The sequence below is a fragment of the Pseudomonas sp. MPDS genome (assembly GCF_013283895.1).
Classification (GTDB): domain Bacteria; phylum Pseudomonadota; class Gammaproteobacteria; order Pseudomonadales; family Pseudomonadaceae; genus Aquipseudomonas; species Aquipseudomonas rhizophila.
Map to the genome: position 1 here is coordinate 5,097,053 of NZ_CP054128.1, position 25,618 is coordinate 5,122,670.

The window sequence follows — 25,618 nt, forward strand, 5'->3', positions numbered from 1 at the left end:
ATTGCTCTCTATGAGATGGGGCTCAAGCACGAAGACGTAGTGCCCGGATAGTCGCGAGCACATCATCAACGGCTTGGCTGGCAAGATCCGCCTTGCCTTTGGCCATGTGTGCGCGAATCTGTGCCTTGGCCTTGAGACGCAGTTCGCGAAGCGCCAGTAGGTTTGCTTCAAATTCGGCGGCCTTGGCGAGAATCTGATCCGCCGCCTGCCTGGCTGTGCGCCCTTTGACGACCCACGCAGAAACGGACAACGGAACCAATTTTTTCGGGTAGCCCTGATCCTTGAAGGCCTGCGCCTCCTGGGCGGCTTGTTGGTATTCCAAGGCACGCAAGGGATCACCGGCCAACGTGCGGCGGGCGCTGTCGGCAGCGGTATCGACCGTGGCGCACAAGCGTTCGGCTTCCTGACGCAACTGCTCGGCGGCATTCTCTTCGGTAAGCACCCACGTACCGTCCTCCCAGATATGGGCGGATGAAGGCGCAGGCGGGCGAAGTCCATCTTCGTACTGGTGCAGCTCTTGAATGACTTTCATCGGATCAGCTCCCAGGACAGGTGAACATTGACTGCGTTGATAAAGTTGACGCCGATGCCCACGCTGTAATCCGTCAGGGCCTGGTGCCCCTTGATCCCCATGCTCAATAGCAACTCGTCGCTATCGGCATTGGTGGCGCCCAATGTGTGCTCGGCCTGATACGACTGCCAAAGCGAACGCGACTGGGCATGGTCAAAACTGGCCGTGACCGTGGAGACGCTCACGTCATTGACGACGTTGTTGGAGAACAACACGCACATATACGGACTTGCGGGGTTCGCCCAGCCCACGGCATTGTTGCCAGGAGTTGTAGCGGCGGGTGACAGGTAGCTGTAGTTGCCCCCAAGCCACCCTGACTGAACAAACGACAGCGAGGTCACGACGTTCGGCGCGGGTGTCGGATTACCCGCCACAAGCCGTGCTGCTCGGGCGTGGGGATCCAACGGCAGATATACCACTCCACTGCCATTCACCGTTTGCGTCCAGGTCAATTGAGCACGGTTGTAAATCGTGCGAATCGTCGGCAAGGAGCCCGGCGCCCCGGTCATCACCCAGGCCAGGCACATGTCCAGGGGCGTCGACGCAAAGCCGCCGCCGGACGCTCCGTTGACAGTCCCCTTCAAGGATTCCGGCGGGAGGTCATACAGGCTTCCACGCTGCACATAGAACGTCAGTGCGCCGCCTATGACCTGTGCTCTTAGAAAATAGCTGGCGCTGGGCAACAGATCGGCGCTGCTCCACGCCGTCGTCACGTAGGTACGTGAACGGCCCAACCGTCCACTCACCAGGTCTTGTCCGATGCTGAGGTACACACCCGCCGGAATCGAGACGCGGCCGCCGCTGGTGGATACGGCCGTAGGCGTTACTGCCAGACGGGCATCCGCCGTTGCAATCGTCGGCAGCGACAAAGCGGCGATCGGAAGCGCGAGATCCTGGTTCCAGCCCTTGGCGGCGACTGACTGAATCGCCTCGAGTAATTGATCGTTTTGGGTTTCATCGGGCGTCAGATCCCCCGCCTTGATGACATTCACAATCTCCTGCGTCACCCCATTCCCCCAGGCCGCCGGAATCAACGACCCCGGCGTCCCGGTCAACGGGTTTTCATCCACGAACTTCCCGTTCACCAGCCCGGCGCTGGGCACACTCTTCGGATAATCCATCTCTCTACTCCCTAGTCATAATTGATGTGAACCTTCGTATGCGCCGGCGCACTACGATGAATCAGGCACTCGAGCGCCGATCCCGGATTGACGCCGAAACGCTCCCCCCAATAGCTGGCGCCAAAACGTCGGCCAAGCAGCAGGCGGCCGCCGGTGTTGAGGGTCCACATGAATTGCGCCTGCCAGGTGCCGAAGTGCGCTTCGCCGAAGCGGGCGCGGCCCATACGGGGGGCCTTGAGTTCGGTGATGGTGGCGTTGGGATAGCCCTGGCTCTTGGCGATTTCCACGTAATAAGCGATGGCCTGACTGCCCACCGCCAACAACCGCCGACGCACCGCCAACCGGCGATCGTCATACAGCGGTGTAGCGCCGAGGCACGGGTCGGGCAGGTTCATCACCCGCTCCCAATCCGGCACCAGCTCACTCACCCCCGCCGGGTCCATTTCGTGGAGCAGGTCGGCGGCGCGGGCGTCGAGACGCGCCAGTTCTTGGGCGATGCCTTCGAGCACCTCTTCCAGTTCCGGCACACGCTCCGGGTCCCATGCGGGACCGCTGGGCAGCAGGCTGCGCAGTTGGGCCTGGTACTGCTCGGCGGTTCTTATTCCAGCCATACGCAGCCTCCGAAGGTCAGCAACTGATTGCTGGCAGCGACCACGTCAGCGATGGGCGCGGTGAGTTTGTGGTCGGTTTCACCGGTGGCGCTGCTGATGGCTTCGGCGATGTGGGTCAGCAACAGGGTTTCGCCGAGGCCAGCTTCGCGGTTATGCAGGTCGCGCAGTTGCGCTTCGATGGCGGCGCGCACGGCGCTGGTGTCCGGGGTGATTCGCAACCTGTAGGTCACCGGCACCTGGGTTGGCGCCAGCACATGCACCTCGGCGGTGACCGGGCGCAGCGGCTCGATATAGGCCCGGACTTCTTCCAGTTGTTCGGCGTTGGGAATCGGCAGTGGATCGTCGTCACGCATGACGAACACGCCAACGGTGCCGGGCCCAAGGTAGCTGCCGCGACACCAGGCGCGGGTGATGCCAGGGCATTCCAGGGCCCAGGTTTCATAGTCCTGCGCGGAACCGCCGTGGGGAATGATGCGGTAGGAACGGATCACCCTGGCCCGCAGGGATTCGAGGCTTTCCCGGGCGAGACCGCCGGTCAGCCCGGGCGCGAGCACGGTGAAGCTGTTGCCGATGCCAAGGATCGGCTGCACCGGCGTCAACACCAGGCCGGCATCGGCATTCCCCAGGCTACCGGCGTCCAACGCGGCGACAGTGGTGCTGTTCAGGCCATTGCTGGTGGTGCGGGCGCTGGTCACTTTGTAGGTGCGCCCATCGCTGGATTGCAGCAGCGTGTCGACATCCAGCACCGCACCCGCGGTGGCGGTGAAACTGACACTGCCGCTGGCCACCTGGGCCGCTTTGCGCGCCTGGTTCAGGCGCAGGGCGGCGATACGCTCCAGGGTGGATTCATCAGCCTTGTCTGGCAGGATCTGCTCAGCGATCCAATCCAGGTAGCCATACAGGCCATAGGCGGCGCCACCCAGGGTGCGAGCCAGCACTTGGGCATCGGACTGGCGCAGCGAATCGCTGGCCAGGTCGCTTTGGGCGCGCTTGATGAGCACCGGCAGCGAAGGGGTTTCAAACGGCATAGGTCACCTGCCAACTGTTATCGGGGTTGATGTCCAGGCGCTCGCCGTCGGCCAGGGTCAAAACCGTGCGCAGATTCAGGCGCTGGGCGTCGAGGCGTTCGCTGATGATGTCGATGGCGCTGCAATGGCCGTCATCGATCAGCCATTGCAAGGCTTCGCGGGCATAGAATTCGGCGTCAAGCTGGGTCTGCCGGGTCAGCTTGACCCGGCGCAACAGCCACAGCCGCGAACCGATGCGGTCGTCGGCGACGGTGGGAAAAGTATCGCCCCACCAGCCGAAACGTTGCTCGTCATCCACGGCATCGTCGTCAGCAGCGCGGCGCCAGGTGAACAGACTGATCAGCACCGAGCGGGTCAGCGCGGCGTGCAGGTTCTGGCTGATGAACATCATTGGCCCCCCGCCGGCACGCCGGTCTGGCCGTTGCCGGCCTGCACGCCGACGTGCACATGCTTGATCTGGCTGATGCCGCCGGCGATCTGGTCGCCCTGGGAAACGAGCTTGCCGGTGTGGTTGATGACCGGGCTGTCGATATTCACCGCGCTGCTGGCGCGGATGTTCAAGGTCGCGGTGTCGATGTCGATGACCCGACCGCGCTTGAAGTGGATCTTGTCGCCTTCATCGGTGTAGATCGCCACTTCGCCAGGGGCCAGGGCCTTGAGGCGGAAACGACGGTCGGCGACCACCAGCACCACGGCATGGGAACGGTCACCGCCCAGGAACGTGGCGATGCCCTCGGCACCCGCCAACGGGTTGCTGGTGAAGCCGTAGGGTTCGAAGTGCTCCATGTCGTCGTTCACTTCACCGGCGGTGAGGCGCATTTGCAGCGATTGCAACTTGGTGGCCGAATTGGCGATCACGACAGTGCCGCGCGCCAGGAGGCGGGTCAGTAGGCTCATTGAGGTTTCCTTCGGAATCGGAAGTTTGAAAGCGGTGTTTATTGGCCATAACTTCTGTTGGCTGTACCGACGCCATCGCGAGCAGGCTCGCTCCCACAGGGGGATCTGTGCCGAACACACAACTTGTATCCACTGGAGATCCCTTGTGGGAGCGAGCCTGCTCGCGATGGCCTGGGCTCATTCAACATTGAGGCAAGCTGACCCACCGCTTTCGCGAGCAAGCCCGCCCCCACAAGGAGTTTTGCGTTGGGCTCAGGTTTTGGGCGGCACCGGGTTCGCGTCGAACGTATGGGGCGGCGCGACCTGCAGGGTGGTGACGGAGCCTTGGGCGGACAGTGAATACGTCACTTTGGAGATCAGCATGTCGCCGTCAAACCCCAGCACCGGGTCGATCACTCGCACCAGAGTGTTATGTCGCCACAAATCACCATTGGCCTGACGCCAGCCCTGCACGCGGTAGGTCGTGGTCAGGGCCTGGCCAGTGCGGATGGCGCTTTCCCAATCGGCCCGTTGCTGGGCCAGCTCGAAGGTCAATTGCGCGCTTTCGCTGATCACCGTGACCCGCTTGCGCTTGAAGCCCAGGTCGGTCGCGATGCCGGAAACTTCGCTCACCGCCGCCCCGCTCTGCTGATCACTGCCTTTGTGCTGGCCGATGACCCGGTATTCGGAGAACACCTGGCTGTAATCCATCGGTGCATTGCCCGAGAGAATGTTTTTCCCCAGTTCCAGCACATCACTGGCTCGCCCGCCACTCCCGGGTTTGGCCAGCAACACGCGGCCTTCGGCATCGTCAGTGGAAAACACCCGGAACAACGTCAGCAGACGGTCGATGGATTGAAAGACCGTTTCCCCCGGCACGATGCTGTGTTCGCTCAACCGAGCGGTTTCAGGGATCTCACTGATCACTCCCACGCCATATTGCGAGGCCAGGGCCTGGACGATGCTCAGCACCGTTTGCCCGCGCCATTGGCTCGGGCGATTGATCGCCGCGCAGTCCACCAAGTCCTGGGTCCTGGAACCACCCTCGATGCTCAGGCTGATCTGGCGCCCGTCATAACTGACCGGGGCTTTGAACACGTAGCCGCTGAGCACCAGGTCGGCACCGATGCGCACCTGACATTCATCCCCAGGTCGAATCGGCACCGACTGAGTCTGCCCCGGCCATTGCCAGGTGATGTCGAGTTTGAAGGTGCGGAACTGCCGCTCCAGGTCCGCACTGATTTCCACGCTTTTCCAGCCGCCGTAATCCAGCCCGCCGACGGTGAGCGAGACAGCGTTGTCGAGCTCGTTCATGGTTTATTCCCCCGAGACTTTCAGGTCGTTGGGCGGCAGGAAACCAGGGTGAGCCACGCCATTGCGCTGGGTCACTTCGGTGACCCGGGTAGCATCGGCAAATTGCTGATACGCCACCACCAACGCCGGCAGGCTTTGCTTGAACGACAGGTTGATCAGCCTTACGCCCGACGACGCTACCGCCGTCAGGTGCGCGGCCATCTGCTGACGCAAATTGTTCATTGCCTGGTAGTGATCCGGATCGGCCTTGAGCGAGGCTTGCCAGATGGCCTCGTTGAGGGCATCGCGCAGGGCCAGCACATCGTCGGCCACCGGCACGTCACGACGCTGGACCGGCTGCACCGCCTGCTGCGCCACCGATGGGGTGGCGCCCAACTTGACCGCCGGTGCGGCCACCGGCATCGCCGCAATCCATTGCGCGGCCTGCACCAACAGCGTGTCCTGGACCAGATCGGCCACGGCCTGGGCCGCCGCCGTGGTGTCCTTGCCAGTGGTGAGTTTGGGGGCGTCCGCCTTGCGAATCGCCTCGACCTGTTGCGACACGCTGGCAATCACACCGCGATAGCCGTCACGGGCAAAGTCCTTCAATTCCCGGATGTCCCCCAGCAACCCTTTGAACTCGGCCGCCACTTCCTTGGGCAGCTCCTTCACCGCCTTGACCAGATCGCTGAGTTGCCGATAAGTCTCGATCAACGGTTTGAGTTCCTGCTCGATGACGCCGTAGACATCCTTGAGGCTGTTGCGCAGGTCAGCGATGCCGATCCGCGCGGCCTTGATCAGCGTCATGGCCTCTTCGAAGCGCCGCACCGCCGCCCCCAGAAAACTGTCAGCCGACACCAGCAACAGTTTCTGGCTGTTGATCGCGGCCGACGGGAATTGCAGCGGTTGGTCGGGATAGAACTTCAGGGCAAAGGTCACCAGGCCACCGTCCTGACGGGTGTGGGTCATGTCGCATTCACCGACCTTGACCTGCAGGCGCCCCAACCACGGATGCACCAGTTCGCCGCTGCCCTGCTCCAGGGCCTTGAGCAACTTGTCGCGCTGCTCCAGGCAATCGGGGCCGACGATAAACGCGGTCAGCTCATGAATCTTCGCTTGCTGACCGAGACCTTCGAAGAACGGCTGGTCACGCTGGGGATATTCATGCAACTGACCCTTGTGGCCGACCGGGGTTTTCGCCTGATCGACCCAGAACCCGACACCACGAAACGACGCCGGCAACAAACGATCACGCCAGCTCATTGGAACCTCCTGTGGAAAGTGAGCGATAGCCGATGCGCGAACTCACCGCCAGGGCCGGTTGATTGGTCTGTGGTGGATCGGCGCGCAAACCGGCCGGCGCGTTTTCGAAACGCACGGTCAGGCCGCCTTCGAGCTGCGTGCGATTGTTGGCGGCGCTTTGTTGCACCAGGGCGCTGGAGGTTTGCGGCAATGCGCCTGGCGTCAATGAGGTTTTCATCGGCAGGTTGCCGGACGCCGGCGCAAGGCTGGATGACAGGCCCGCAGGCGGCTCACTGGCCCCACCAAAAAACGCCGGCGCCAGCTCGCCCTTGCCTTCGGCATTGGTCTGGCGCTGCGCCTCGGTCAACCCTTCGACCTTGCCGGTGAACGAGGTGATGATTTCGCCGAAGCCGCCGTTGAAGAACGCCTTGATCGGTGCAATCACGCCCTGCAGTTCGTCCCACCACTGGCTGAACCATTCACCCACCGGCCCCCACTGTCGGGTCAGGCCCTCAATGGGCGACCAGTCGAACAAACCGCTGAACACCGCCAGCATGATCGACACCTGATTGCGAATGCCTTCCCAGATACCGGCGAAGACTTCCCCGATCGTGCCCCAGTTGGCCATGATCAGCCCCAGCGGCGTCCAGTCGAACAGACCTTTCAGCGCGTCCATTACCGGCACCGTCAACGCCTTGAGCAGATCCCAGATCGCTGCGAACAATCCGCTCAGGGGCGTCCAGTTGCTGATGATCAAACCCAACGGTGACCAGGCGAACAGCGTCTGCATGAAACCGATGACTGGCGTTGCCGCCGCCACGATCACATTCCAGAGCGCGCCGAAAAAACTGCTGATCGGGCCCCAGTTGCTGATCACCAACCCCATCGGGGTGAAGGCGAACATCGTCTTGAAGAACTCGACCATCGGCATGACGATCGGCGCTAGCTTCTGCCAAAGCCCGGCGAAGAACGCCGAGATCGGTGTCCAGTGGGCGATGATCATCCCGGCCGCCAAGGCGATGCCCATGGCAATCAAGCCGATGGGATTCATCTTCAAGGCCAGGTTGACCACTTCCAGCGCCTGGCTTGCACCACTGACCGCCGTTTGAATCGCATTGAACGCCACGACGCCAGTCGCCAGGCCCTGTACCAATTGCGGGTTATCCTGCAGCACCTGAGCCACACCCGTGACCATCGGCTGCAAGCTGGCTGCCGCCGCGTTGACCGCCGGCCCCAGGGCCGAACCGAACTGCACCGACACATTGCTGATGGAAGTCTTCAATCCATCCAGGCTCTGTGCCGCCACACGCGGCGCTTCAGGTGCCTTCAAGCTGCTGACCGCCGCGTTCGCCGCGCCCACTTCACCTTTGAAAGCCTCTGCTGACGTGAGCCCCTCCATGAACGGTTTGGCCAGGCCGCCCTCGGGGAGCAGAGCGGAAATATCCAGGCTGCCAAGGCCCGTGGCATCGAGGTTCTGCTTGAAGCTGGTGACCTTCGCTCGAAGGCTGGCAAGCTTGGGCGACAGCTCATCGATGCCGGTCAGCAGCACTGCTTTTTTCTCTACCTTTTGTGTCTCTGCCATCACTGCACCTGCTGCATCGCATTGATCCGTTGCGCGTGCTCCAGGGACTCGCGGAGCACATCCAGTGGCCTGGCCATCATCTGTTCGGGGTCAACCTTCCAGAACCAGGCCAGGTCATAGGCGGCTGCGATCAGGTCGCCGATGGCTGCGACGCCGCACTCATGAAAAAACTCGCGACGGCCCAGCTCAGTGCGTTGAGGTCAGCCAAGTCCAACTGGTTGACCGACGACGGCGGGATGCCGGCGCAGACCGCGATGTATTTGGCCGCGACGTCCATGTCCAGGCTCACCTCCTCGCTCTTGTCGATCTTGTACGGCAGCGCCTTGATCGCCCGGACCTCCTGCACCGTCGGACGGCGCAGGGTCAGTTCGCTCAGCGGCTCGCCGTGGGCCTCGATGGCCACGCGCAGCGTCACGACATCGCTCATTGCCAGGTCCCCTTGAGGCCTTCGAATTTCAGTTCGATGGTGGCGTCGTCGCCCTTGGACACCGGCTCTTCCACCAGGTAGGCGCCGGCCAGTACGTAAACCTTGCCATTGTTGAATTCGCAGGTGACGGTCATGTCGGTGCCGGCGACCAGTTGCTTGAGCGGGAAGTCCGCGGTGTGCAGCGCCGTCACCTTGAAGGACGGGGCAATGTCGGTTTCCTTATAGAAACCCGGTACGACGGTTTCGCGTTTGGTGAACATCAGTGGCGCTTCGCAGCCGCCGTTGATGGTCAGTTGAGCGCCGTCCACTTTGACGTAGCAGGTGCCCGCAATCAGTTGACCCATGGTGTTTCTCCCTTCAAATAAAAAGCCCACACGAGGTGGGCGCAGTTCATACGTTCAAACGCGACTTTCAGGCGGCGTCGTCGTATTGCAGACGGAACTGGTTGAGCAGTGCGAACACCCGCAAACCATTGATGTAGTCCGGCGGGAACAGCACATTGACCCGGCTCGGGTCCTGACTGTCACGCTCGACAACCAGGTGCTCGGCGAACAGCTCGGCGTTTTCCACGTGGCCTTCCAGCTCCAGCTTGGCGTACTGGGCGATCAACTCGCCGCGAATGGTGCTCGGCGTCACGATGGGCTGGCCGGCGCCAAAACGAGTGCCGTCGGCAGCCAGTTTGTGGCGCCCATATTTGCTGGTGATCACACTTTGCAGGCGACGCACGATGAACGCCGACTGGTGCATGGTTTCGCTGTCCAGGTAGGAATTGTCAGCCTGGCCAAAGGCGTTCTTCTGATAGGTGGTGATCGAACGCTGGATGCGCACGTAGCCACCTTCGTAGTACGCCGTGGCGATACCGTAGTTGAGCAGCGACTGACGCTCGGTCAGGGTGAAACGTTCGCTGGCCGGCGCCGGATCCAGGCCTGGCAGACTGCCGCTCTGGGTCGGACGGCTGGCGTCGGCGGAAATGAACACCGCAGTACGGGCGGCCAATGCAGCGGCCTGGACCCAGAACGGTTGCGGCACACCCAATTCCAGGGCCTGGATAGTCATGTGCTGGTCGTTGCGCGCCTGACCGGCCGCCACCAGGGTGCCGATGGTGCCGCGCTTGGCGCTGTAGACATGGCCGAACAACTGCTTGGCCCAGGACCAGCGACCAGTGCTGTCGTCCATGACCGCTTGCCAGGTGTTGAGGCTTGCCACATCGGACCACGGCATCGCGATGAATTCGAACGGCTCGTCACCCAGCGCCGCGACGGCGGCGGTCTGGTCCGGTACACCGGCCCCACCGGTCATTGCCGTGATGGCGGTGGTCAGGCCGGCCGGGGTGTCTTCGCCATTGCTCTTGCCCAGGCGATTGAATTGCAGGCTGATATCGTTACCGCTGTCGCCGGTCCATTTGGCGCTCAGGGTCACAACACCCTCGGCAGCCGCAGCAATCACCGGCAGATCGGCCGCCGCGTTGATCTTCAAGGCCAGCGCAGTGGCGGCTTGAGCGGCCGTCGCTCCATTGACGATGGCCGCCTGAACACGCACGCCGCCCACATACAGATTGAGCATGCCGCTTTGAGTGGCGGCGCCGGTCAGGGTCAGCACGCCCTGGGCAATGGCACCTTCGACGTTGTGCAGCGGCAGGCACCAGATCTCGCCCAGCGGGTCGGTCTTGCGCCAGGTTTCGTACATCGAGGCAAGCATCGAACCTTGACCGCCGATGTTTTTGGCCAGCGCAACGCTGGACACCAGCACCAGTTTACCGACCTCGGCCGGGGCCACGTTGTCGTTGACCTGAGCCACGATCAACCGGCGCATGGCCGACGACGCGCTATTGGCCGCCGAGTTGTCCATTTCGGCGTAGAACAGCGGAACACGAATGTCCGCGGGAATGTTGCTGAATCCGATCGCCATTATTTGGCTCCCTGTGGTTTTGCCGCTTTCACGGTTTTGGTAGTGATATCGCCATCGGCCAGACGTCGACGCCACCAGGCGCTGTCCGGTACTTCACGGCCCTCGAGGGGCAACAGATCGCCCGCTTCCGGGTCCGGTACGGCACGGCCCGGGGCCGGCAGCACGGTGATGCGTTTGCTCATGGGGTTACGTCTCCAGAGAAGGTCAGTTCCACGCGCCCATCGGGCCCGGGACGTTTCAGGTTGGGGTCCGCCGGGTCGATGGCATCGACCCGCACGGTGGCCCCGGTAAAGGACGACAAGCCGTCCAGTTCACGCTCGTGCCAGCTTTCGGCAGGCTGGCTCGCCAGATTGCGGCCCAGCTGGAACTCGGCGAAAAAGTGCAGCCGGTACAACACACGGCTGCTGTTGATGGAAACCAGTTCGCTGCCGTCGTACTCGATGCCGGTGTAGTCACCACCGGGCTTGAACCCCACCAGCGCCCGCCACAGTTCGGCGCGCAGGTCGTGCAACAGATCCAGCGCTTTTGTCGCATCGGTGGCGTCGAGCACCAGTACGGTGTCGAAACGGTCACGCACCGCTTGCAGCGTGGCGTTCTGGGCGGCGTTCTTGCTGGCAATGTCGGCGCTTGGCAGGACATAGGCGCAGGGGGTTTGCAGCGGCGTGTCGGCTTGCAACGTGGCGAGGTCAAACCCTGCTGCCACGCGATTGCCGAGCGCAGGACATTGCTCACGCAGTTGCGTGAGGATCGGAGTGATCTTCATGGAGGTGCTCCAGTTATATGGAAGGCGCAGTCAGAACTGTGGGAGCGAGCCTGCTCGCGATGGCGGTGTGTCAGGCAACATCAATGCTGGCTATGACGGCCTCATCGCGAGCAGGCTCGCTCCCACAGGGGAGTGGTGTTTAGGCCCTGGCATCCAGGCAGGTCGCATCAATCCTGCTGCGATAGCTTTTTTCCCGGTCGCCGCTGGCGGTGACTTTGTCGATCGACCAGCGCCCGCGCATGAAGTCCGGCCAGGAGGCGTCCAGCAGCACGATGCCTTCGGCGCACAAGCCTGGATTGCCGGGGCATTCGATCGCCACCTTGAGTGCCTCGCGCATCATCCGGCGCACCTCGCCTTCTCCGGCGGCGCGAGCATCGTTGGCGCTTTGAAAGCGCTGGCGAAGGGTCTTGAACGGCGCGATGCCGCTCTCCTCGACGCGCATTTTTCCTGCCGCCGCATCCCACCAACTGGCCTTGCAGCCCTGGTATTTCGCCCGGGCGGTGTCATCCAGGACGGCGGAGATAAAGGCGTTGTCGCCCGGGCGGTTATTCGTCGTCACCGACAGTTTTGTCTCGGGCAGGACTTTGCCCGACAAAGACTTCGCCTGCCCCCGGCGCGCCAGCACATACAGCTCGTTGACCGGCTTGGCGACGGCGTCATAACGGTGAGCCAGTCGCGTCAGAAAACCCATGTCGGTTTCGTTGGACTGATCGATGTGCTCGAGTTTTATCAGCGCCAGGTCCGGCGCCACACGCGGGGAAAACCCGTGTCTGGAGGTCAACTGACGAAACAGCGCGCCCAGGGTCGTCGGACCATGACTGACGGATCGCCGTTGCTTGAAACCGGTCTGATCGGCCGCACTGAACGGCGCCGCCGTCGCGACAAGCGTCAGGCGCAGGGGAAACAGCGTCGGCGTGCGCCGGGTCACGACGAACTCACCTTTATCCACCAGCCCCGACTCCAGATAACCGACCCGCAGGCCGATTTTCCCGCCCAGGCTGGGCAATCCTTCAAGCCCTTCCAGGCTGATGGTGAGCGTCAGTTGATCGGACTCGATCCCCGCCGCGTCGATGTGCGTCCAACTGAGCAAGCGTTCGTTGAGCAGCGCCGCGTTCGCACCGTAGATTTCCACCGCTGGCGTGAAACCCAGTGACATATTGCCTCCTTAATCCCAGGCCGAAACCGGTGTGGGTGCGACGGGCTGTAGATCCACTTCCGGCAGGACAATCCATACACCCGCCGGCAATACCGGCCCCCACTCGGCCAGCTTCGGATTGAGTCGCCAGAGCGCCTCTTCGGCGGCATCGTCACAACGCTCAAGCTCGCGGTACAGCAACAGATTCACCGAATCACCGGCGATACTTCGAACCCTACGCATTGGCGAACTCCGTCAATTCAATCACCCAGCCGACCACCATCGCGGTGCCGTCATCAATGATCTCGGTCTGGGTTTCCGACACCTTGTTGATCTGCCATAGGCCCCAGTTGCGGCCGATGCCGTCAACCAACGGCACCGGAGCGCGTCGGGCCTGTAATGCACGCAGCTCATCGAGTCGGTCCATGGCAGTGGCGTACATCGACTTGCCGGTGATCGTCAGCGCTTGCAGCCCTTGACCGACCTGACTGGATTTGGGTTTGCTGGTGAGGATGTCGATGCTTTTCCAACCGCCATCCGAGGTGCGGACCAAGGAGTGGTAGGCGAAGTTTCTGGACAGACCGAAAATGAAACTGCCCAGTGCCATTTGCTGACGCATCACGTACCTCCGTCAGTCAGCGCCGCGTCACTGCGCATGGCGAGTGAGTTGGGCATGGTTGTCAGGCCGAACTGGCCCGAGAGCTGTTGCACAACCAGGTTGGCCAACTGACTGGCACTGGCCTGGTCCTGGCCGTTGATGTAGATGTTTGCGGTCATGGTGTTCTGATGAGTGCTTGTCGGGGTGCTGGTCAGGTCTTTGCTGACCTGCTCTGGAGCGGCGAGTCTGTCGGTGGGTGCGACGAGTTTTTCGCCCAGAGACGCCCCCGCATCGCTCCCCAACCAACCGCCCAACAGTCCGCCAATCAGCCCACCAATGGCAGTGCCGATCACCGGAACGACACTGCCCAAAGCGGCACCGGCCGCGGAACCTGCGGCAGCGCCTGCCCAGCCGCCCCCTGCGGCTCCCAGGCCTGCGCCCATCATCCGTTTGTCGCCGGTAAGCACACCCTCGGCCACATCAGCGACGGCGCCGACTACTTTCAATGGACCGGGCGCCTTGCGAGTCATCGAGCGCAATGAGGCCGTTGGCGCGAGCGACAAACGCCCTACGCCTCCCTGTGAGCCTCGTGTACTGACGCGTACTTTCGACCTTCTCGTGGATTCGGGACGCTGGTTGGCATTGCTTGTATCCAGCTTGCCCACACGAGGATTTCTGAAATCTTCGGAGATCACCTCACCCAATCGGCCGGGAAGATGCGGGGCGGCCCTACCCAGCACCCGCTTGGCCACCTGACTGGACATCTCATCCACTACGGCCTTGAGCAGCACACCCACCAGCGGTTTGATCGCCGCGGCAACAAGCACAATTGCAGCGGTGGCTTTAGGGGAGGATTCAGCCAATTCACTCATGCCATCGGCCAGCGAACCCAGCCACTGGAAGGAGGTATCCGTCGAAGGCATCAGGGCATTTCCCGTAGCCACCGACAAACGCTCGCTACGGGCGTTGAGGATGTTCAGCTGGCCTTGTTGGGTTTTCGACAGCGCCAACGCGTCCTGCCGCACCGAGCCGTCGTTGCCCAATTGCGACGTGGCATATTGGCCTGGGTCTTTCACCTGCAAGAAGGCTGCGTTCACATCAGGCAGTTTCTGCGCCATGCGCAGCACCGCCTCATCGCCATTGCCGAAGAGCGTGGCGGAAAGGGCCGAGCGCTTGTCGTCCGGTTGCGCGTTCAAGGCCGCCAGCACCGTCATCACCGTGCCAGACGCCGTGTCCTTGTCACGCAAGCCGCTCGCCACCGCCGTGGGCGCCAGACCCAGCTGTTTCCAGGCCGTTTGCTCGGTGGCGGAGGCCTGGTCACCCTTGCCCAGGGCCGTCGTGAAACTATCCAGCGCCACCCCGGCTTCAGCTTGTTGGGTACCGGTATTGAGCAATGCCGCCGTCAACGCGGCGGCTTGTGCAGGGGCCAGGCCCGCCGTCGTCGCAGCGGCACCGTCATGCTGCAAGACCGCGCCGATCTCAGCCGCTTTCGCACCGTTGGGTAATTTGCCCAATTGGTTAGCGGCATCCGCCAGGTCAAAGGCTTGCGCGCCGCTGAGCTTCATGGAGATGCGCCAGTCGGCCAGCATTTCGGCGGCCTTCATGGCCGGCATCTCGAACGCCGCCGCGGTGACGCCAGCATCCGAGGCGAAGTTCGACAGGACCAACTGTCGCTCCGAGGCATCGTGCACATCGCTACCGATGCCTTTCCTGGCCGCCAGGCTTTGCATCCTCACCACTTCAACCGCCGTGGTGCCCCCGCCCGCCACCAGCGGTGCGGTGGCGATCTGCGGGGTTGACTCAGCCACCTGTTGAATCTGGCGCGGTCCGAATTGGCTGGCCTTTTTCAGATCGGCCATGGCCGAATCCATCGCTATCGCAGGTTTGAGCAGCGCCGGTGGTTCGATACCGCCACCCGACTTCCCCTTGGGCTCACTGGCTGACTCACCCTTGGCGCCGGCGCCCATCGTTTGGGAGAACAATCGTTGCGCCGACAGTTTCACGGTCAGCGACTCGATCGCCGTGGTCAGCAACCCGAGTTTGAGCCCGAGCTCTTCCAGCACCCGATCGAGGCCCGACAGTTGATCCCCGGCGAACGCACCTTGCGCTGCCACACCACTCGTGAGGCTGGTATTACCGAACGCCAGCCCGCTCTCATTGAAGGCTGCGTATTTGAGCGAATATTTATCGTCCGCCATCCGGCCCTACTCCTTTTTCACGCCAAGGCGAGTCATCGCGATGTCGTAACGACGTAATGCCTTGCCGACGTCCCACTCCAGAATTTCCGCTTCACTTACCGGGTAAATGAGCGGCACCACATCGAGGATCACTTCGATGTCGCGCTCCGAAAGAAGTCCGCCGGTTTGTTTAAAAAATCGTCGATGCGTACCTGAAGCTGTGTCCAGTCGGGCACGGTCAGCAGGTCCAGATCGGGAATCATCAGGCCGGTGCAATGGGCGGTGATGAACTCGGCGCGTTCCTTGGCCGTCTTCAGTTTTTTCATCGCCTTGGTCGCTCGCAGCACGGGCATTTCCAGGGTCAGCGAGGTCAGGCTGCGGCCAGCGACGTTGAGCGTTTGGAGCAGTTGTACCTGGTCGGGGTCGACTGCTGCACCATCCGTTGATTCCAGGAAGTGGGACGTCGGGTGAGTGGACATTTCGTGCACGTATTGCGCGATGCTCACGTAGTCCGGGCGCTTGAGCTGATCCAGCTCCTTGACCGACAGGCCGGTGGCCAATTTGGCCAGCTCAAAAAACTGGTCGTCCTCATCGTCGCCGGCACGGGCCAGGGCGTCTTTCTGTGCGGCGTAGTGCAGCGGCTTGAGCTGAAGCTGCTCGATTTGCGCCCCGTCATCACCGGTAATCGGCGACAGCAAGACGTGAACAGGAGGTGTCCAGGGCATGAAGTGAATTCCTTGGTCAATCATGGGAAGTTGCGCGGTGCCGGTCAGTGGAGGACGCAACCTGTGGGAGCGAGCCTGCTCGCGATGACGGCGGTACACCCAGCATCAAGGTGTCTGACACACCGCTATCGCGAGCAGGCTCGCTCCCACCGGATTGCGTTCAGTTGCCAGGCATTTGCTTAGGGCAACAACACCGCACGACGGGCGTCGCCGAGGATGTCGACGCCGTTGAGCACGAACTTCTGGGTGCGCACGTCGATGTCGATCACCGGGACACCGTTTTCGAGACGGTTGTAGGTGCGGCAGGCCAGCTCAAGTGTCGTGGTGGGTTTGTCGCCCATCTTCAGCTTGGCCTCCTCCAGGGATTTGAGCTTGCCGCCGACGGTGTGGTAGGTGAACCAGGTGTTGCCATCCTGATCCTGACCGGCTTCACGCACGTTCAGCAGAATGTCATCGCCCAGTTGCACACCCAGGGCGAGCATGATTTCCGGACCGGCCCCTTGCAGTACGAGGGTAGCGTTCAGCACCTTGCCGCTCTTGGCCATTTCTTCGGCAATGAAGCGTCCACCGACCATCGCCTCCATGTCGAATTCGATCTTCGGCGGGCTGAACTCTTCCACCGTCGCCGACAACGGCAGGCCTTGCAGGGTGGCCGCGATGGCCTGTCTTACGCGGTTGGTAAACATTAGAGAACGTCCTCCAGGAACTGCTCGATGATTTCATCGCGGGCATTGAGTTGATAAATCATGTGTTCGTTCGGCGCGTAACGGCCGTAGTCGATGACCACGTACCAGGTGCCGTTCTTGTACTTCTCGACGCTGTTCAATTCCGGGTGCAGGTACACGCTGCCGCCGGGGATGGTTTCGTCGGCGACCAGGGTTTGCAGCCAGTCGTTGATGCGCTTGACCTCCTGGTCCATGAAGGATTTGGTCAGGTTCTTGGCCATGGCCTTTTGGCCGGCTTTCACCAGCTTGCGGCTGATGGCATCTTCAAGGCCGACGTAGCTGATGAACTTGCCGGTGACGGAGCGGTTACCCAGCAGCGAGAAGCCACCGAGAATGGTCCGGGCGTAGTAGCAAACGCCGTAGCGGTTGAGCAGATCGCCTTCGGTGGAGGTGTCGAGGATGTTGTATTCGACGGTGCGCGACACGTCTTCGGCGTAGGTCACCTGGTTGCCCGGGCTCTCCCATTGCTTGACCTTGGCCAGCGCGGCGATGGCCAGGCTCGACGGCGCCAGGAAGACATTTTTCTTCGCCGCTTTCGAGTAGACCGCCGGCATGTTGTGCACCACCAGGCAACGGTCGAAACCGAGGTCCGCGCCGCCCAGTTCCTGGCTGTAGGTCACTTGGTCAGCAACCGCCGCGTCCTTGCCGTCGAGCACCACACGCGCCTTGATGCGCTTGCCGAACGAGGCGAACTCGCTCGCCACCGCCTTGGTGCCGGTGAAGCCTGGCGCGCCGATGATGGTCAGGTCTTCAGCGACTCCACTGAGCGCCGCCAGACCGAGTTTGCGCCCGGTCTCGGCCTCGATGCCGCCAATCACGTTGTTCTGCGTATCGGCCGGTGTGGCGCCCTCTTCGACGATGACCACGTAGACCGGCACCTTGACCACTTTGAGGATCTGGTAAACCGCCTGAAACAGCGTCCCCGCCTCAGCACCGGTCGGGTCCAACTGGGCCTGAGTGGTGAAGCTGTTGATGCGAAATGGGGTGTTTTTCGGAATCAACAGGTTGGCATTCGGCGCGGTGCCGACCAGCCCGATGACGTTGTCACCCAGGCCACCCATGGCCTCGGGAGATTCAGTGGCATTGACGGTGATGCCGTTGTGCTCGAAGTTCAAAACCTCAGCCATGGTTATTCAGCCTTTTTGGTGGTGGCCTTTTTGGCCGGGGTGGTTTGGATAACTTGCGTGTCGCCAGTCTGTTTGTGCGCCTCCAGGACGCTGGTCAGCTCAAGGCGACCGGCACTGCGCAAGGCATTGGCCTCGACGTCCAGCAGTTCGAGCTTCTGGCCGATGCTCGACCAGTGGCCGCCGCCGGCAGGGAATGGCAACAGCACGGTGTATTGCTTACGAATGGGCATCTACGGGGTCTCCATACGCGAAAAACACAAAAGCCCCGTCACGGGGCTTATTGCGGGCGAAAAAAAACCGCTGTCGCGGTTGGGGTTACTTGACGAAGGTCGGTAGCACGGGCCAGACCAACTTGGATGGGTCCTCGAGCTGCTCGGGGATATCCCGCAGGGCTTGGCGGTAGGCCTTAACCTCGGCTCGCTGTGCGTCTGTCGCAGGGTAGTCCGGCAGTTGGGTGAAATCCGTTTCACGCAGAAGCTGGTTACGGCGTGTACGAATGGCCGCCCATTCGACTTCACGCGAAGGCACGGCGAGTGGAAGTGCAGGCGTGTCGGTGGTGGAGGTATCAGACATGATCATTCCTTACTGAAAACGACGGTATCGGCCAATGACAATTTGGTTTTCAAGTCGCCCTGATTGAACAACCGACCATTGCCCACGCGCATCGTGTCAATCCTTATGGTGGTGTAGTAAACATTGGGGACCAGAATTCGCATGACAACGTTGCCGTTCGTATCGACATAAACCGCCGGCGTCATGTTGCCAAAGGTCGAAACGCTTTGCAGAACCCGAGTCGGTTGATAGCAGTATCCCACCAAAGTTTCGTCGATGATTTTCGCGGTGCCGTAGCTATAACCCTTGATGTTGAACCAGAACATTTCCGAGTTGACATTGATGTTCAACGGCACCTTGAAGTGCATATATACATTCGTGCTGGCACCCAAGTCAGTAGGAATAAATTCCCCTTGCGCGGTGCTGCCATAGGGTGCTCCAGTCCCATTAACATGGCCCTGCAGCACATTGCGACGAATCGTGCCCAGCGCAGCCGGATCGCCCTCTACATCCTTGAGATTTCGCCATTCGTTGAACTGTGCCAACGCCGTAGCCATGGTCGTATTGATACTGCCAATTTTTCCATTGACCGCCGTGGTCAAGTTGTTGGCCGCTGATACCAGCGACGCGATAGTGGTTTCCAGACTCACATTCAGGTTCCTTGTGCTATTTGATTATTTGGCTTCGAGCGCCATCACCCGAAACATCAGGCCAAGGTGCCGCGCCATGTTGTCGATATTGGCTGTAGCCAACGTCGCAATCTCCTCACTCAATAGAAGGTTCAGGTTGTCAGACCCAACCACCACCGTGACGCTTTGCGCTGGCAGCGGAGAGATATCCAGCGTGAACTTTTGCAACACGCGCGCAGCAGCGGCTTTGTAAGTCAGCAACTTTCCAGCCACCGAGTACACGGCCAATAGCGTGCCGGTGGAGAGATAAAAACCGAATTCGCCGATCTCGTATTCATCAAGCCCGTCGAACAAAGCGGCCATTCTCAATTGCCCTGAATCGAGGTCTTCGTAATCCACGATCGCCACACGCTGCCGTTCATTGCGAAGCGCCGTTTCCGATCCGTTGGGATCGTAGCGAGCGGTACCGGCACCGATGTGAGTGATCTCACCTTTCAAGCCTTGGTTTTTTGCCTGCAACACTTCCGCCAGGCCGGCGGAAGTGAAGCGAACCAAGCGCGTAATGTCTTCTGTCATGGCTGCGCCCTGAGGTCGTAATCGTTAATGGTGTAGCGCTGGGAAATCCCAATGCCAGTAAGCCGCGCACCCAGCTCAAGTGCCGGCAGTGCCCCGCACAAAAACAGCTCACCGTCGGTCAGCGGCCCGTGCAAAACTGCCGCCGCTGCCAGGCCGCCGCGCGTTTGATGCACGAGGGTAATGGTGGCCTGGTCACGCTCGCTCTTGGCAGCATTGATTCGCTGTATCAAACGATTGTGATCACCACTGGCCCAGCCTTGACCGATGATGGCTTGCACATCAAAGGTGTAGGCATGGGCATTGGGTTGCTGTTCGTACCAGGCGGTGACGTGGGGCGTGAACCCCAAAGACTCGACGGCATGGTTCAGGGCCTGGCGAGTGCCAGCCTGGCGCTGGATCTGCCAGGACAGCGAAACCGTCAGACGTTTTTCCAGGTCGCTGGCGGCCGCATCCCACTCGCTGACACCGCGATCCGCCGCCAGATAAGGCAAGAAAGCAGACGGGGTCTGGCTCGCGTTCATCAACTCAGGGAACGGCGGATCGATGCGCTCGAGCAACCGGGCGAAACCCAGATCGAGCGCCCTTTCCAGCGCCGAGCTATTGGCCGGCAACAGGCTTGGGCGAGGTGTGTCGTCACTCATAACGTATCCACCTCGACCTCGACACCCGTGCAGTACGGGGCTTGGAAAGCCGTCGTCACAATCGGTGCAAGCGGTTCGAGAATCTGCAACTGAACCGCCCCCGCGCTGTGCAGCGTGTAGTCGATCCAACTCGGGTCCACCCGGCCCTCCAAGTGATGACAGGCCTCGGCGTACGCCTGCAGCTGCTGTTGTGCCGCGACCTGGGTCAAGCCCGAATCCGGGCCGGCATTGATCTTCGCCACGACGCGGATTTTGTAGGGTTTGATTTGCGCAGCCTGAACGATGATGTGATCCGTCTCCGGTCGCACATCAGGACGAGCGAAGTGCTGACGAACACCCTCAAGGAGTGTCTCGGACGGTGTGCCATCTCCCTCCCGGGACAGCACCGTGACCGTGACTTCTCCCGGCGCGGTGCGGCGTCCATTGCCGTCCTTGACCTGCGCCGCATAGCCATCCGGGTTGAAGGTGTAGGTAACCGTCACGACACCGGCCGAGGCGTTTTCCACCTTCACGACGGGCCGTTCACCCAAGGTAAAAATCTCCCGCCGATACTGCATGCGCGAGCCGGCCGCCGGGGCATGGGGCGCCAGGTAATAGCGCAAGCGGGCGTCATCATCGCTCTCGTAAACCGGAGGGATGGGCGGGAATGCTGCCGGGTCGCCAGGATCGAGCAACTGGCGTTCGAGGCCCATGTCCGCGAGGCGCGCATCGAGGTTGGTCCCCGTGGCCCACCACGCCAGCATCTGCTTGATGCGGGCGTTGTATTTGCGTTCGTGGGTTTGCAGGCGGACGCAGAACGCCTCCAGGGCCAGGGTCAGCAATTCGCTTTCGTTTTCGAGGCTGTCCACCAGCTTCGCCGCGCTGGCGGGAGAGCGTGCGGCGACGTACTCGACCACGAAGGTCTTGAACTCTGCGAGCAAGTCTTCGAACGCTTCGACAGTGACGATTGCCGGTTCGGCCAACTGGTTCTGGCCGGGTATCAACATGCTCATGTCACCACCTCGAAAGTCTGTTTGCGGTTTTTCCAGGTGCCGGCGAAGCGCAACAACAAACCGGCACCCTGTCGGCTGGCGACAATGACCTGCGGCTCGAAGTCGCCGATGCCGTTGTCCGGGTTGTAGAACGCTTGGGCCGCGTGGCTCTGGGCAAGGATCAGCAGGTCATCGCCGAGGTTCTGCCCGAGCAATTGCGTGAGGGCGCAGCCATACAGAGGGCGCTTCTGGCGAGTGCCCAACGGCGTGGTCAATGCACGAGTGGCGCGCTGCACGAACTGCAGCCAGTCGTCGACCGTGGCGCCGGTATTTCGATCGATTCCAATCATGAGGAAATCTCTTATGCGGTACTGATGACGCGCCCCTGGTGATCCACCACCGGGCCGCTCAGGTGCACACCGGACGCGTCGAGCCGTATGCCGACGGCGCCCAGTTGCAATTCGATGGCCTGCGGCGTCATCGCCAGCCTCGCCGGGCCAATGCTTAAGTCGATGGACTCACGGGAACCGGTGAATGCCGTCGGGCCGTTTTGCCAGTGCAGGACATGGCTGGCGTGGTCGTAGCCGTTTTCCGTGCCGTCCTGATAGCGGCGGCGCGTCAGTGATGCCTGTGTGGAGACGGGCGGGAATTGACCGCCGTTGAGACCGAACAACGCCACTGACTGCCCACCGCTCTCACCGCCGCCATGGTTCAGCAGCAAGCACTGCTCGCCCACGGAGGGAATCCGCGACTCGCTCTGTTCGCCAGCGCTGGGATTGAAAAAACGGATCGCGGGGGTCAGCAATTCGCCATGGCTGACCTTGCAGGTGTTGCTGGCCGCGTCGACTTCCTGACAAACGCCGATGCGACAGAAACTGTCGGCGCGCCGATGCAGGTCTTCCAGTTCGGTTTCCATCTCGGCCAGACGCTCGATGAGCGGCCCCAGATGCATCCGTAATAGCGCATCAAACATGGGTCAGCCCTCAAGTGCGGTGTATTGAGCCGGGTCATCGATGTTCGAGACTTCCCAGGTCCGGGCAAATTTCGGGATGCCCAACGGGTCCTCCAGCAGCGTCGAGCCGAGGTAGAGGGTTTGGGTAAATGAAAGGGTCCAGGCGGTGTATGCCCGAGCTTCGTGGGTGAACGTGGATGCAAGACCATCGATCTCCGTGGGCAGATCACATTGATCGCCCGACAGCCCCCAGCGGTTATCCACCACCAGATGTTTCAGCTCACCGGCGAGATCGCACGCCTCCCATCCCGCAACGGCCATGACCACTTGCAGGGAAACCGTCAGGACATGGGCGATACGTCCGTCGTTGGCGCGGTTGCCTGACGCATCACGCTCGAGGGCAATCAGCACCCAGGGTTGGTCGTCGGTGCCATCGAACTCCTGGGGGCTGCCGATTTTCAAAGTGGGATGAGTGGCGCGTAGCGTCTGGGCAATGGCGAAGAACAGCTGCGACGGTTTTTCGAGGGCGGCAGGCATCAAGGTCTCCTGTTTTTTATGGCGGCACGAAGATCAGCAGCGAGGGATCAATGTTGGTCGGAACGGGAATCACGCGGCGGCAGCTCACTGACGCCCATCCGCTTGGCGGCCCAGCGTTCGTAAAGCCCGATGGCCACGTCCGCCCCGGCCATCGCCGTCAGGCAACCGAAGGCTCCTGCGGCCCAGATCGACAGGCCCATGGCGTACAACAGCATGATCGCCGAGACGCCGCAGACCATGCAGGCGCCGGAACGCAGGGCCAGGCGACGCAGTAGCGACCAGCCGCGGGCGCCCTCTTTGTCGGCACGCCACATCTCGCCGGTCACGCCGCCCACCAGGGCGAGCACGATGACCAGCCAGATCGGCATGTCCAGCAACGCTTGTTGCTCGTTTGTCATGTCACGCCTCCTGGGGTGATGGATGAGAAATGTGTGTTGGGTTCAAACGATGTCTCTTGAGGTAGGCATTCCAAAAAGCCCGGGGTGAACCGGGCTTTTCAGTAATGCGGTCCTTCGCCTTCCCTGGCCGATGGCCAGAAGGAAGTTGATCTTTCGGCGCGACTGGCGCGGTACGGATCCATTCAAATTGTTTTTCCGACCGCGGTCCCTGCCCGCCGGATAACTGCTTCTGGTGCTTTACGCTGCACACCCGGGTCAGTTGCCAACCCTCTGAACCGTTAAGGCCGGTTCATCGCTGCCTGTTGGTGGAACTAAAGAGCTTCGTTGCCAGCCGCTTTGTCGAGCGGCTTGGACACAGAATATGCATGGATGCATATACAGTCAATGCGTAAATGCATTTATTTATGCGCATCGAATGCATAGGCGCATAAAGCCCAGCAAACACAGGGGTCAGGGGATTTTCACAGGCGTAAAAAAACCCGCACGATGGCGGGTTTTATCTGACAGCGGAGGGGTTAACGGGCGTACATGCCCCACCAGAAGACGTGGCCGAGGATGACGATTTGCTCATCCTGCATGTCCTGGAAGGTGTAGTCCTCATCCGGATGCTCGTCGCGGTTGAAGCTGCGCAGACGGATGCCGGTGGGCAGGCGGTAAAGCTGCTTCACCCGCAGTTGACCGTTGTGGTTGATGGCATAGAGGTCGCCGTCGACGATGTCGCCGATCCCGCACTTGCCTGCGTTCACCCCGACCGTTGCGCCATCGCGCAGCACCGGCAACATGCTGTTGCCGCGTACCGTCACGCATTTGGCCTGGTCGAACTGCACGCCGTTATGACGCAGGCTGCGCTTGCCAAAGCGCAGGCTTGAGCGCTCGCTTTCCTCGATGACGAATCTTCCTGATCCAGCAGCCAATTCAACCTCACGCAGAAAAGGGACCGACACCTCGTCTTCTTCGACGGGGGTGTCGTCATCCCACAGGCTTATGTCCTTGAGTTCGGAATGCGGCTCGTCGCGGCGCGGATGGCCGGCAGACGCAATGTCCGCGCGCCCGCGCAACTGATCGGTACTCACGGCAAAGTATTCGGCGATCTTCGAGATGTGTTTATCCGAAGGGTCGACAATCTTGCCGCTGAGAATCCGCGACAGGGTTGACTGAGGCACGCCGGTACGACGGTGAAGCTCCGTGGGGGAGATCCCGTGCTGATCGAGCAGTGCCCTTAATACGGTAGAAACGTTGCGTTTTTGCATAACGCGCATGATGCGGGTTCTTTTTGCAGAAGACAAATGCTGTTTTGCATAAGTGTGCATATCGATGGTGAAGTGTTTCCGTCCAACATCAATGCAAGCTGCCCCACCGCTATCGTGAGCAGGCTCGCTCCCACAGGGGATTTGGGGTGTATGCGAGGTCTGTGAACGACTCGGTAAAACTGTGGGAGCGAGCCTGCTCGCGAAGACGGCGGCACATTCAACACCGATGCAGGCGGCCCTAACGCGATGGGCTGGTGTCAGCTATTGTCGGCACTTGGAAAAACCCCCTACAACCTCTTGGGAAACCGCCCGATCTGCGTCCTTCAAATTTGCGAGGCCGGGCTACGTCGCCTTGCGCCTCTGCCTACAACTGCGCCAGAATCCGCCGGCTTGTCCACCTTGGATCCAATTAGTACTTTTGATCCTGTCACTGCCCATCAGTGATCGGGTTTAGTCGCTCGGTATTCCAAGGTGCTCATTGCTCCATTCAGTCAGGTATCCCCATTCCTGCACTTGATGGTGGCTGTGCGCAGGGCGCCCTCGGGCGCGCCGGTTCCTTGGATCCCCGGTCGACTAACCTGCGTACAGCTGCCCCCCCCTCGTTTAGTCGCGAGTGAGTGGTGGCTCAACCTCAAGGATCCAAAAGCATGTTCAAGAACACTCCAAATCCCCCAACCTCAGACGATCACATCGCCCGCACCCAATCGGCCAAAGCCAAAAAACTCGACGAAGCCGCCACCCGCGCTCTGGACTACTACCTCAAGCCGCCAGCTGACAAAGAAACATCCGACACACTCGACACCCTTTACGTCATCGCCCCCAACATCGACGCCGAATGCCTACTCGCCAACCTCAGCGAAACCCTGGCCTCGGCCAACGCCATGGTCAGTGATCTGGCATTCGACCTGGAGGGCTCGCGACGGCATATCGCGCTGGGGGTCCAGCAGATGATCGAACTGGGGCAGTTGCTGGCGAATCGGGCGTTGGATGTGGTTGAGCCGAGGTAGGCATTCATGATGCAAGCCGAGACCTAAGAGAAGCCCGAGTAATCACTGTGGGAGCGAGCTTGCTCGCGATAGCGGTAGTCCAGTTACAACTAAGTTGTATTGGCAGCCGTCATCGCGAGCAGGCTCGCTCCCACAATTGGATCGGAGTACGACCGGAAGAACCAGGCCGACTGTCAGGCCGCCTCGCGAGCAAGCT

At 61.3% G+C, this 25,618-nt stretch carries 33 protein-coding genes; 1 reads left to right on the forward strand and 32 read right to left on the reverse strand.

The window, feature by feature from the left end; all coding sequences use genetic code 11:
• Nucleotides 1-22: 22 nt before the first annotated feature.
• The 32 genes from HQ912_RS22590 to HQ912_RS22745 all read right to left on the reverse strand — a co-directional run bounded on the left by HQ912_RS22590 (nucleotide 23) and on the right by HQ912_RS22745 (nucleotide 24,415).
• Entirely contained in the window at nucleotides 23-532 is a 510-nt protein-coding gene (locus tag HQ912_RS22590; protein WP_047230015.1) for a hypothetical protein, read from the reverse strand.
• Nucleotides 529-1,692, reverse strand: a complete 1,164-nt coding sequence (locus HQ912_RS22595) for a phage tail protein (RefSeq protein WP_107321592.1) — start codon at nucleotides 1,690-1,692, stop codon at nucleotides 529-531. Before HQ912_RS22595 ends, HQ912_RS22590 begins: the two co-directional genes overlap by 4 nt.
• Nucleotides 1,693-1,703: 11 nt before the next feature.
• Nucleotides 1,704-2,303 (reverse strand): YmfQ family protein, encoded by a 600-nt coding sequence (locus tag HQ912_RS22600; RefSeq protein WP_047230013.1) that lies wholly within the window; start codon nucleotides 2,301-2,303, stop codon nucleotides 1,704-1,706.
• Nucleotides 2,291-3,331, reverse strand: a complete 1,041-nt coding sequence (locus HQ912_RS22605; protein WP_047230012.1) for a baseplate J/gp47 family protein — start codon at nucleotides 3,329-3,331, stop codon at nucleotides 2,291-2,293. Before HQ912_RS22605 ends, HQ912_RS22600 begins: the two co-directional genes overlap by 13 nt.
• Nucleotides 3,321-3,719: a phage GP46 family protein gene (locus HQ912_RS22610; protein ID WP_047230011.1), complete on the reverse strand. Its 399-nt coding sequence runs from the start codon at nucleotides 3,717-3,719 to the stop codon at nucleotides 3,321-3,323. Before HQ912_RS22610 ends, HQ912_RS22605 begins: the two co-directional genes overlap by 11 nt.
• Entirely contained in the window at nucleotides 3,719-4,228 is a 510-nt protein-coding gene (locus HQ912_RS22615; protein WP_173407326.1) for a phage baseplate assembly protein V, read from the reverse strand. The genes HQ912_RS22610 and HQ912_RS22615 overlap by 1 nt, the downstream gene beginning before the upstream one ends.
• A 252-nt stretch (nucleotides 4,229-4,480) precedes the next feature.
• Complete coding sequence (locus HQ912_RS22620; RefSeq protein ID WP_173407327.1) at nucleotides 4,481-5,521, reverse strand: phage baseplate assembly protein; 1,041 nt, start codon at nucleotides 5,519-5,521, stop codon at nucleotides 4,481-4,483.
• 3 nt (nucleotides 5,522-5,524) lie between these two features.
• Nucleotides 5,525-6,763 carry a DNA circularization protein gene (locus tag HQ912_RS22625; protein WP_173407328.1) on the reverse strand — a complete coding sequence of 413 codons (1,239 nt, stop codon included), beginning with the start codon at nucleotides 6,761-6,763 and terminating at the stop codon, nucleotides 5,525-5,527.
• Nucleotides 6,750-8,324 carry a phage tail protein gene (locus HQ912_RS22630; protein ID WP_107321589.1) on the reverse strand — a complete coding sequence of 525 codons (1,575 nt, stop codon included), beginning with the start codon at nucleotides 8,322-8,324 and terminating at the stop codon, nucleotides 6,750-6,752. Before HQ912_RS22630 ends, HQ912_RS22625 begins: the two co-directional genes overlap by 14 nt.
• A gap of 130 nt (nucleotides 8,325-8,454) precedes the next feature.
• Nucleotides 8,455-8,751, reverse strand: coding sequence for a phage tail assembly protein (locus HQ912_RS22635; RefSeq protein ID WP_047230006.1), 297 nt, complete (start codon nucleotides 8,749-8,751; stop codon nucleotides 8,455-8,457).
• Nucleotides 8,748-9,095 (reverse strand): phage tail tube protein, encoded by a 348-nt coding sequence (locus HQ912_RS22640; RefSeq protein WP_173407329.1) that lies wholly within the window; start codon nucleotides 9,093-9,095, stop codon nucleotides 8,748-8,750. The genes HQ912_RS22635 and HQ912_RS22640 overlap by 4 nt, the downstream gene beginning before the upstream one ends.
• Before the next feature lie 67 nt (nucleotides 9,096-9,162).
• Complete coding sequence (locus HQ912_RS22645) at nucleotides 9,163-10,659, reverse strand: phage tail sheath subtilisin-like domain-containing protein (protein WP_047230005.1); 1,497 nt, start codon at nucleotides 10,657-10,659, stop codon at nucleotides 9,163-9,165.
• Nucleotides 10,659-10,841, reverse strand: coding sequence for a DUF2635 domain-containing protein (locus HQ912_RS22650; protein ID WP_047230004.1), 183 nt, complete (start codon nucleotides 10,839-10,841; stop codon nucleotides 10,659-10,661). The genes HQ912_RS22645 and HQ912_RS22650 overlap by 1 nt, the downstream gene beginning before the upstream one ends.
• Complete coding sequence (locus HQ912_RS22655; RefSeq protein ID WP_047230003.1) at nucleotides 10,838-11,422, reverse strand: hypothetical protein; 585 nt, start codon at nucleotides 11,420-11,422, stop codon at nucleotides 10,838-10,840. The genes HQ912_RS22650 and HQ912_RS22655 overlap by 4 nt, the downstream gene beginning before the upstream one ends.
• A 139-nt stretch (nucleotides 11,423-11,561) precedes the next feature.
• On the reverse strand, nucleotides 11,562-12,578 hold the full coding sequence (locus HQ912_RS22660; protein WP_173407330.1) for a contractile injection system protein, VgrG/Pvc8 family: 1,017 nt from the start codon (nucleotides 12,576-12,578) through the stop codon (nucleotides 11,562-11,564).
• A 9-nt stretch (nucleotides 12,579-12,587) separates the two neighbouring features.
• Nucleotides 12,588-12,800: a tail protein X gene (locus HQ912_RS22665; RefSeq protein WP_047230001.1), complete on the reverse strand. Its 213-nt coding sequence runs from the start codon at nucleotides 12,798-12,800 to the stop codon at nucleotides 12,588-12,590.
• A complete protein-coding gene (locus tag HQ912_RS22670) occupies nucleotides 12,793-13,176 on the reverse strand; it encodes a phage tail protein (RefSeq protein WP_047230000.1) in 384 nt (127 codons plus the stop codon). Before HQ912_RS22670 ends, HQ912_RS22665 begins: the two co-directional genes overlap by 8 nt.
• A complete protein-coding gene (locus tag HQ912_RS22675) occupies nucleotides 13,176-15,353 on the reverse strand; it encodes a phage tail tape measure protein (RefSeq protein WP_173407331.1) in 2,178 nt (725 codons plus the stop codon). Before HQ912_RS22675 ends, HQ912_RS22670 begins: the two co-directional genes overlap by 1 nt.
• Nucleotides 15,354-15,481: 128 nt before the next feature.
• The gene (locus HQ912_RS22680) at nucleotides 15,482-16,057 is read right to left on the reverse strand and encodes a phage tail assembly protein (protein WP_173407332.1); all 576 of its coding nucleotides are present in this window, start codon (nucleotides 16,055-16,057) and stop codon (nucleotides 15,482-15,484) included.
• A 179-nt stretch (nucleotides 16,058-16,236) separates the two neighbouring features.
• Nucleotides 16,237-16,743: a phage major tail tube protein gene (locus tag HQ912_RS22685; RefSeq protein WP_047229996.1), complete on the reverse strand. Its 507-nt coding sequence runs from the start codon at nucleotides 16,741-16,743 to the stop codon at nucleotides 16,237-16,239.
• On the reverse strand, nucleotides 16,743-17,909 hold the full coding sequence (locus HQ912_RS22690; protein WP_160891670.1) for a phage tail protein: 1,167 nt from the start codon (nucleotides 17,907-17,909) through the stop codon (nucleotides 16,743-16,745). Before HQ912_RS22690 ends, HQ912_RS22685 begins: the two co-directional genes overlap by 1 nt.
• Before the next feature lie 2 nt (nucleotides 17,910-17,911).
• The gene (locus HQ912_RS22695) at nucleotides 17,912-18,139 is read right to left on the reverse strand and encodes a hypothetical protein (RefSeq protein ID WP_173407333.1); all 228 of its coding nucleotides are present in this window, start codon (nucleotides 18,137-18,139) and stop codon (nucleotides 17,912-17,914) included.
• 85 nt (nucleotides 18,140-18,224) lie between these two features.
• Complete coding sequence (locus HQ912_RS22700) at nucleotides 18,225-18,482, reverse strand: tail fiber assembly protein (protein ID WP_160891668.1); 258 nt, start codon at nucleotides 18,480-18,482, stop codon at nucleotides 18,225-18,227.
• Nucleotides 18,483-18,484: 2 nt separating this feature from the next.
• Nucleotides 18,485-19,111, reverse strand: coding sequence for a hypothetical protein (locus tag HQ912_RS22705; protein ID WP_160891666.1), 627 nt, complete (start codon nucleotides 19,109-19,111; stop codon nucleotides 18,485-18,487).
• A 24-nt stretch (nucleotides 19,112-19,135) separates the two neighbouring features.
• Nucleotides 19,136-19,666, reverse strand: a complete 531-nt coding sequence (locus tag HQ912_RS22710; RefSeq protein ID WP_173407334.1) for a hypothetical protein — start codon at nucleotides 19,664-19,666, stop codon at nucleotides 19,136-19,138.
• On the reverse strand, nucleotides 19,663-20,307 hold the full coding sequence (locus HQ912_RS22715) for a phage tail protein I (protein WP_173407335.1): 645 nt from the start codon (nucleotides 20,305-20,307) through the stop codon (nucleotides 19,663-19,665). Before HQ912_RS22715 ends, HQ912_RS22710 begins: the two co-directional genes overlap by 4 nt.
• Entirely contained in the window at nucleotides 20,304-21,299 is a 996-nt protein-coding gene (locus HQ912_RS22720) for a baseplate J/gp47 family protein (RefSeq protein ID WP_173407336.1), read from the reverse strand. The genes HQ912_RS22715 and HQ912_RS22720 overlap by 4 nt, the downstream gene beginning before the upstream one ends.
• On the reverse strand, nucleotides 21,296-21,628 hold the full coding sequence (locus tag HQ912_RS22725; RefSeq protein WP_076386161.1) for a phage baseplate protein: 333 nt from the start codon (nucleotides 21,626-21,628) through the stop codon (nucleotides 21,296-21,298). Before HQ912_RS22725 ends, HQ912_RS22720 begins: the two co-directional genes overlap by 4 nt.
• Before the next feature lie 11 nt (nucleotides 21,629-21,639).
• Nucleotides 21,640-22,251, reverse strand: a complete 612-nt coding sequence (locus HQ912_RS22730) for a phage baseplate assembly protein V (protein WP_076386163.1) — start codon at nucleotides 22,249-22,251, stop codon at nucleotides 21,640-21,642.
• Nucleotides 22,252-22,254: 3 nt separating this feature from the next.
• A complete protein-coding gene (locus HQ912_RS22735; protein ID WP_160891658.1) occupies nucleotides 22,255-22,767 on the reverse strand; it encodes a hypothetical protein in 513 nt (170 codons plus the stop codon).
• Between the two features lie 47 nt (nucleotides 22,768-22,814).
• The gene (locus HQ912_RS22740; RefSeq protein WP_047229987.1) at nucleotides 22,815-23,165 is read right to left on the reverse strand and encodes a phage holin family protein; all 351 of its coding nucleotides are present in this window, start codon (nucleotides 23,163-23,165) and stop codon (nucleotides 22,815-22,817) included.
• 515 nt (nucleotides 23,166-23,680) lie between these two features.
• A complete protein-coding gene (locus HQ912_RS22745; protein WP_047230040.1) occupies nucleotides 23,681-24,415 on the reverse strand; it encodes a helix-turn-helix transcriptional regulator in 735 nt (244 codons plus the stop codon).
• A 647-nt stretch (nucleotides 24,416-25,062) separates the two neighbouring features.
• Between HQ912_RS22745 and HQ912_RS22750 the strand changes: the two genes are divergently transcribed.
• A complete protein-coding gene (locus HQ912_RS22750) occupies nucleotides 25,063-25,422 on the forward strand; it encodes a DUF6124 family protein (RefSeq protein WP_173407337.1) in 360 nt (119 codons plus the stop codon).
• The last annotated feature ends 196 nt before the right edge of the window (nucleotides 25,423-25,618 follow it).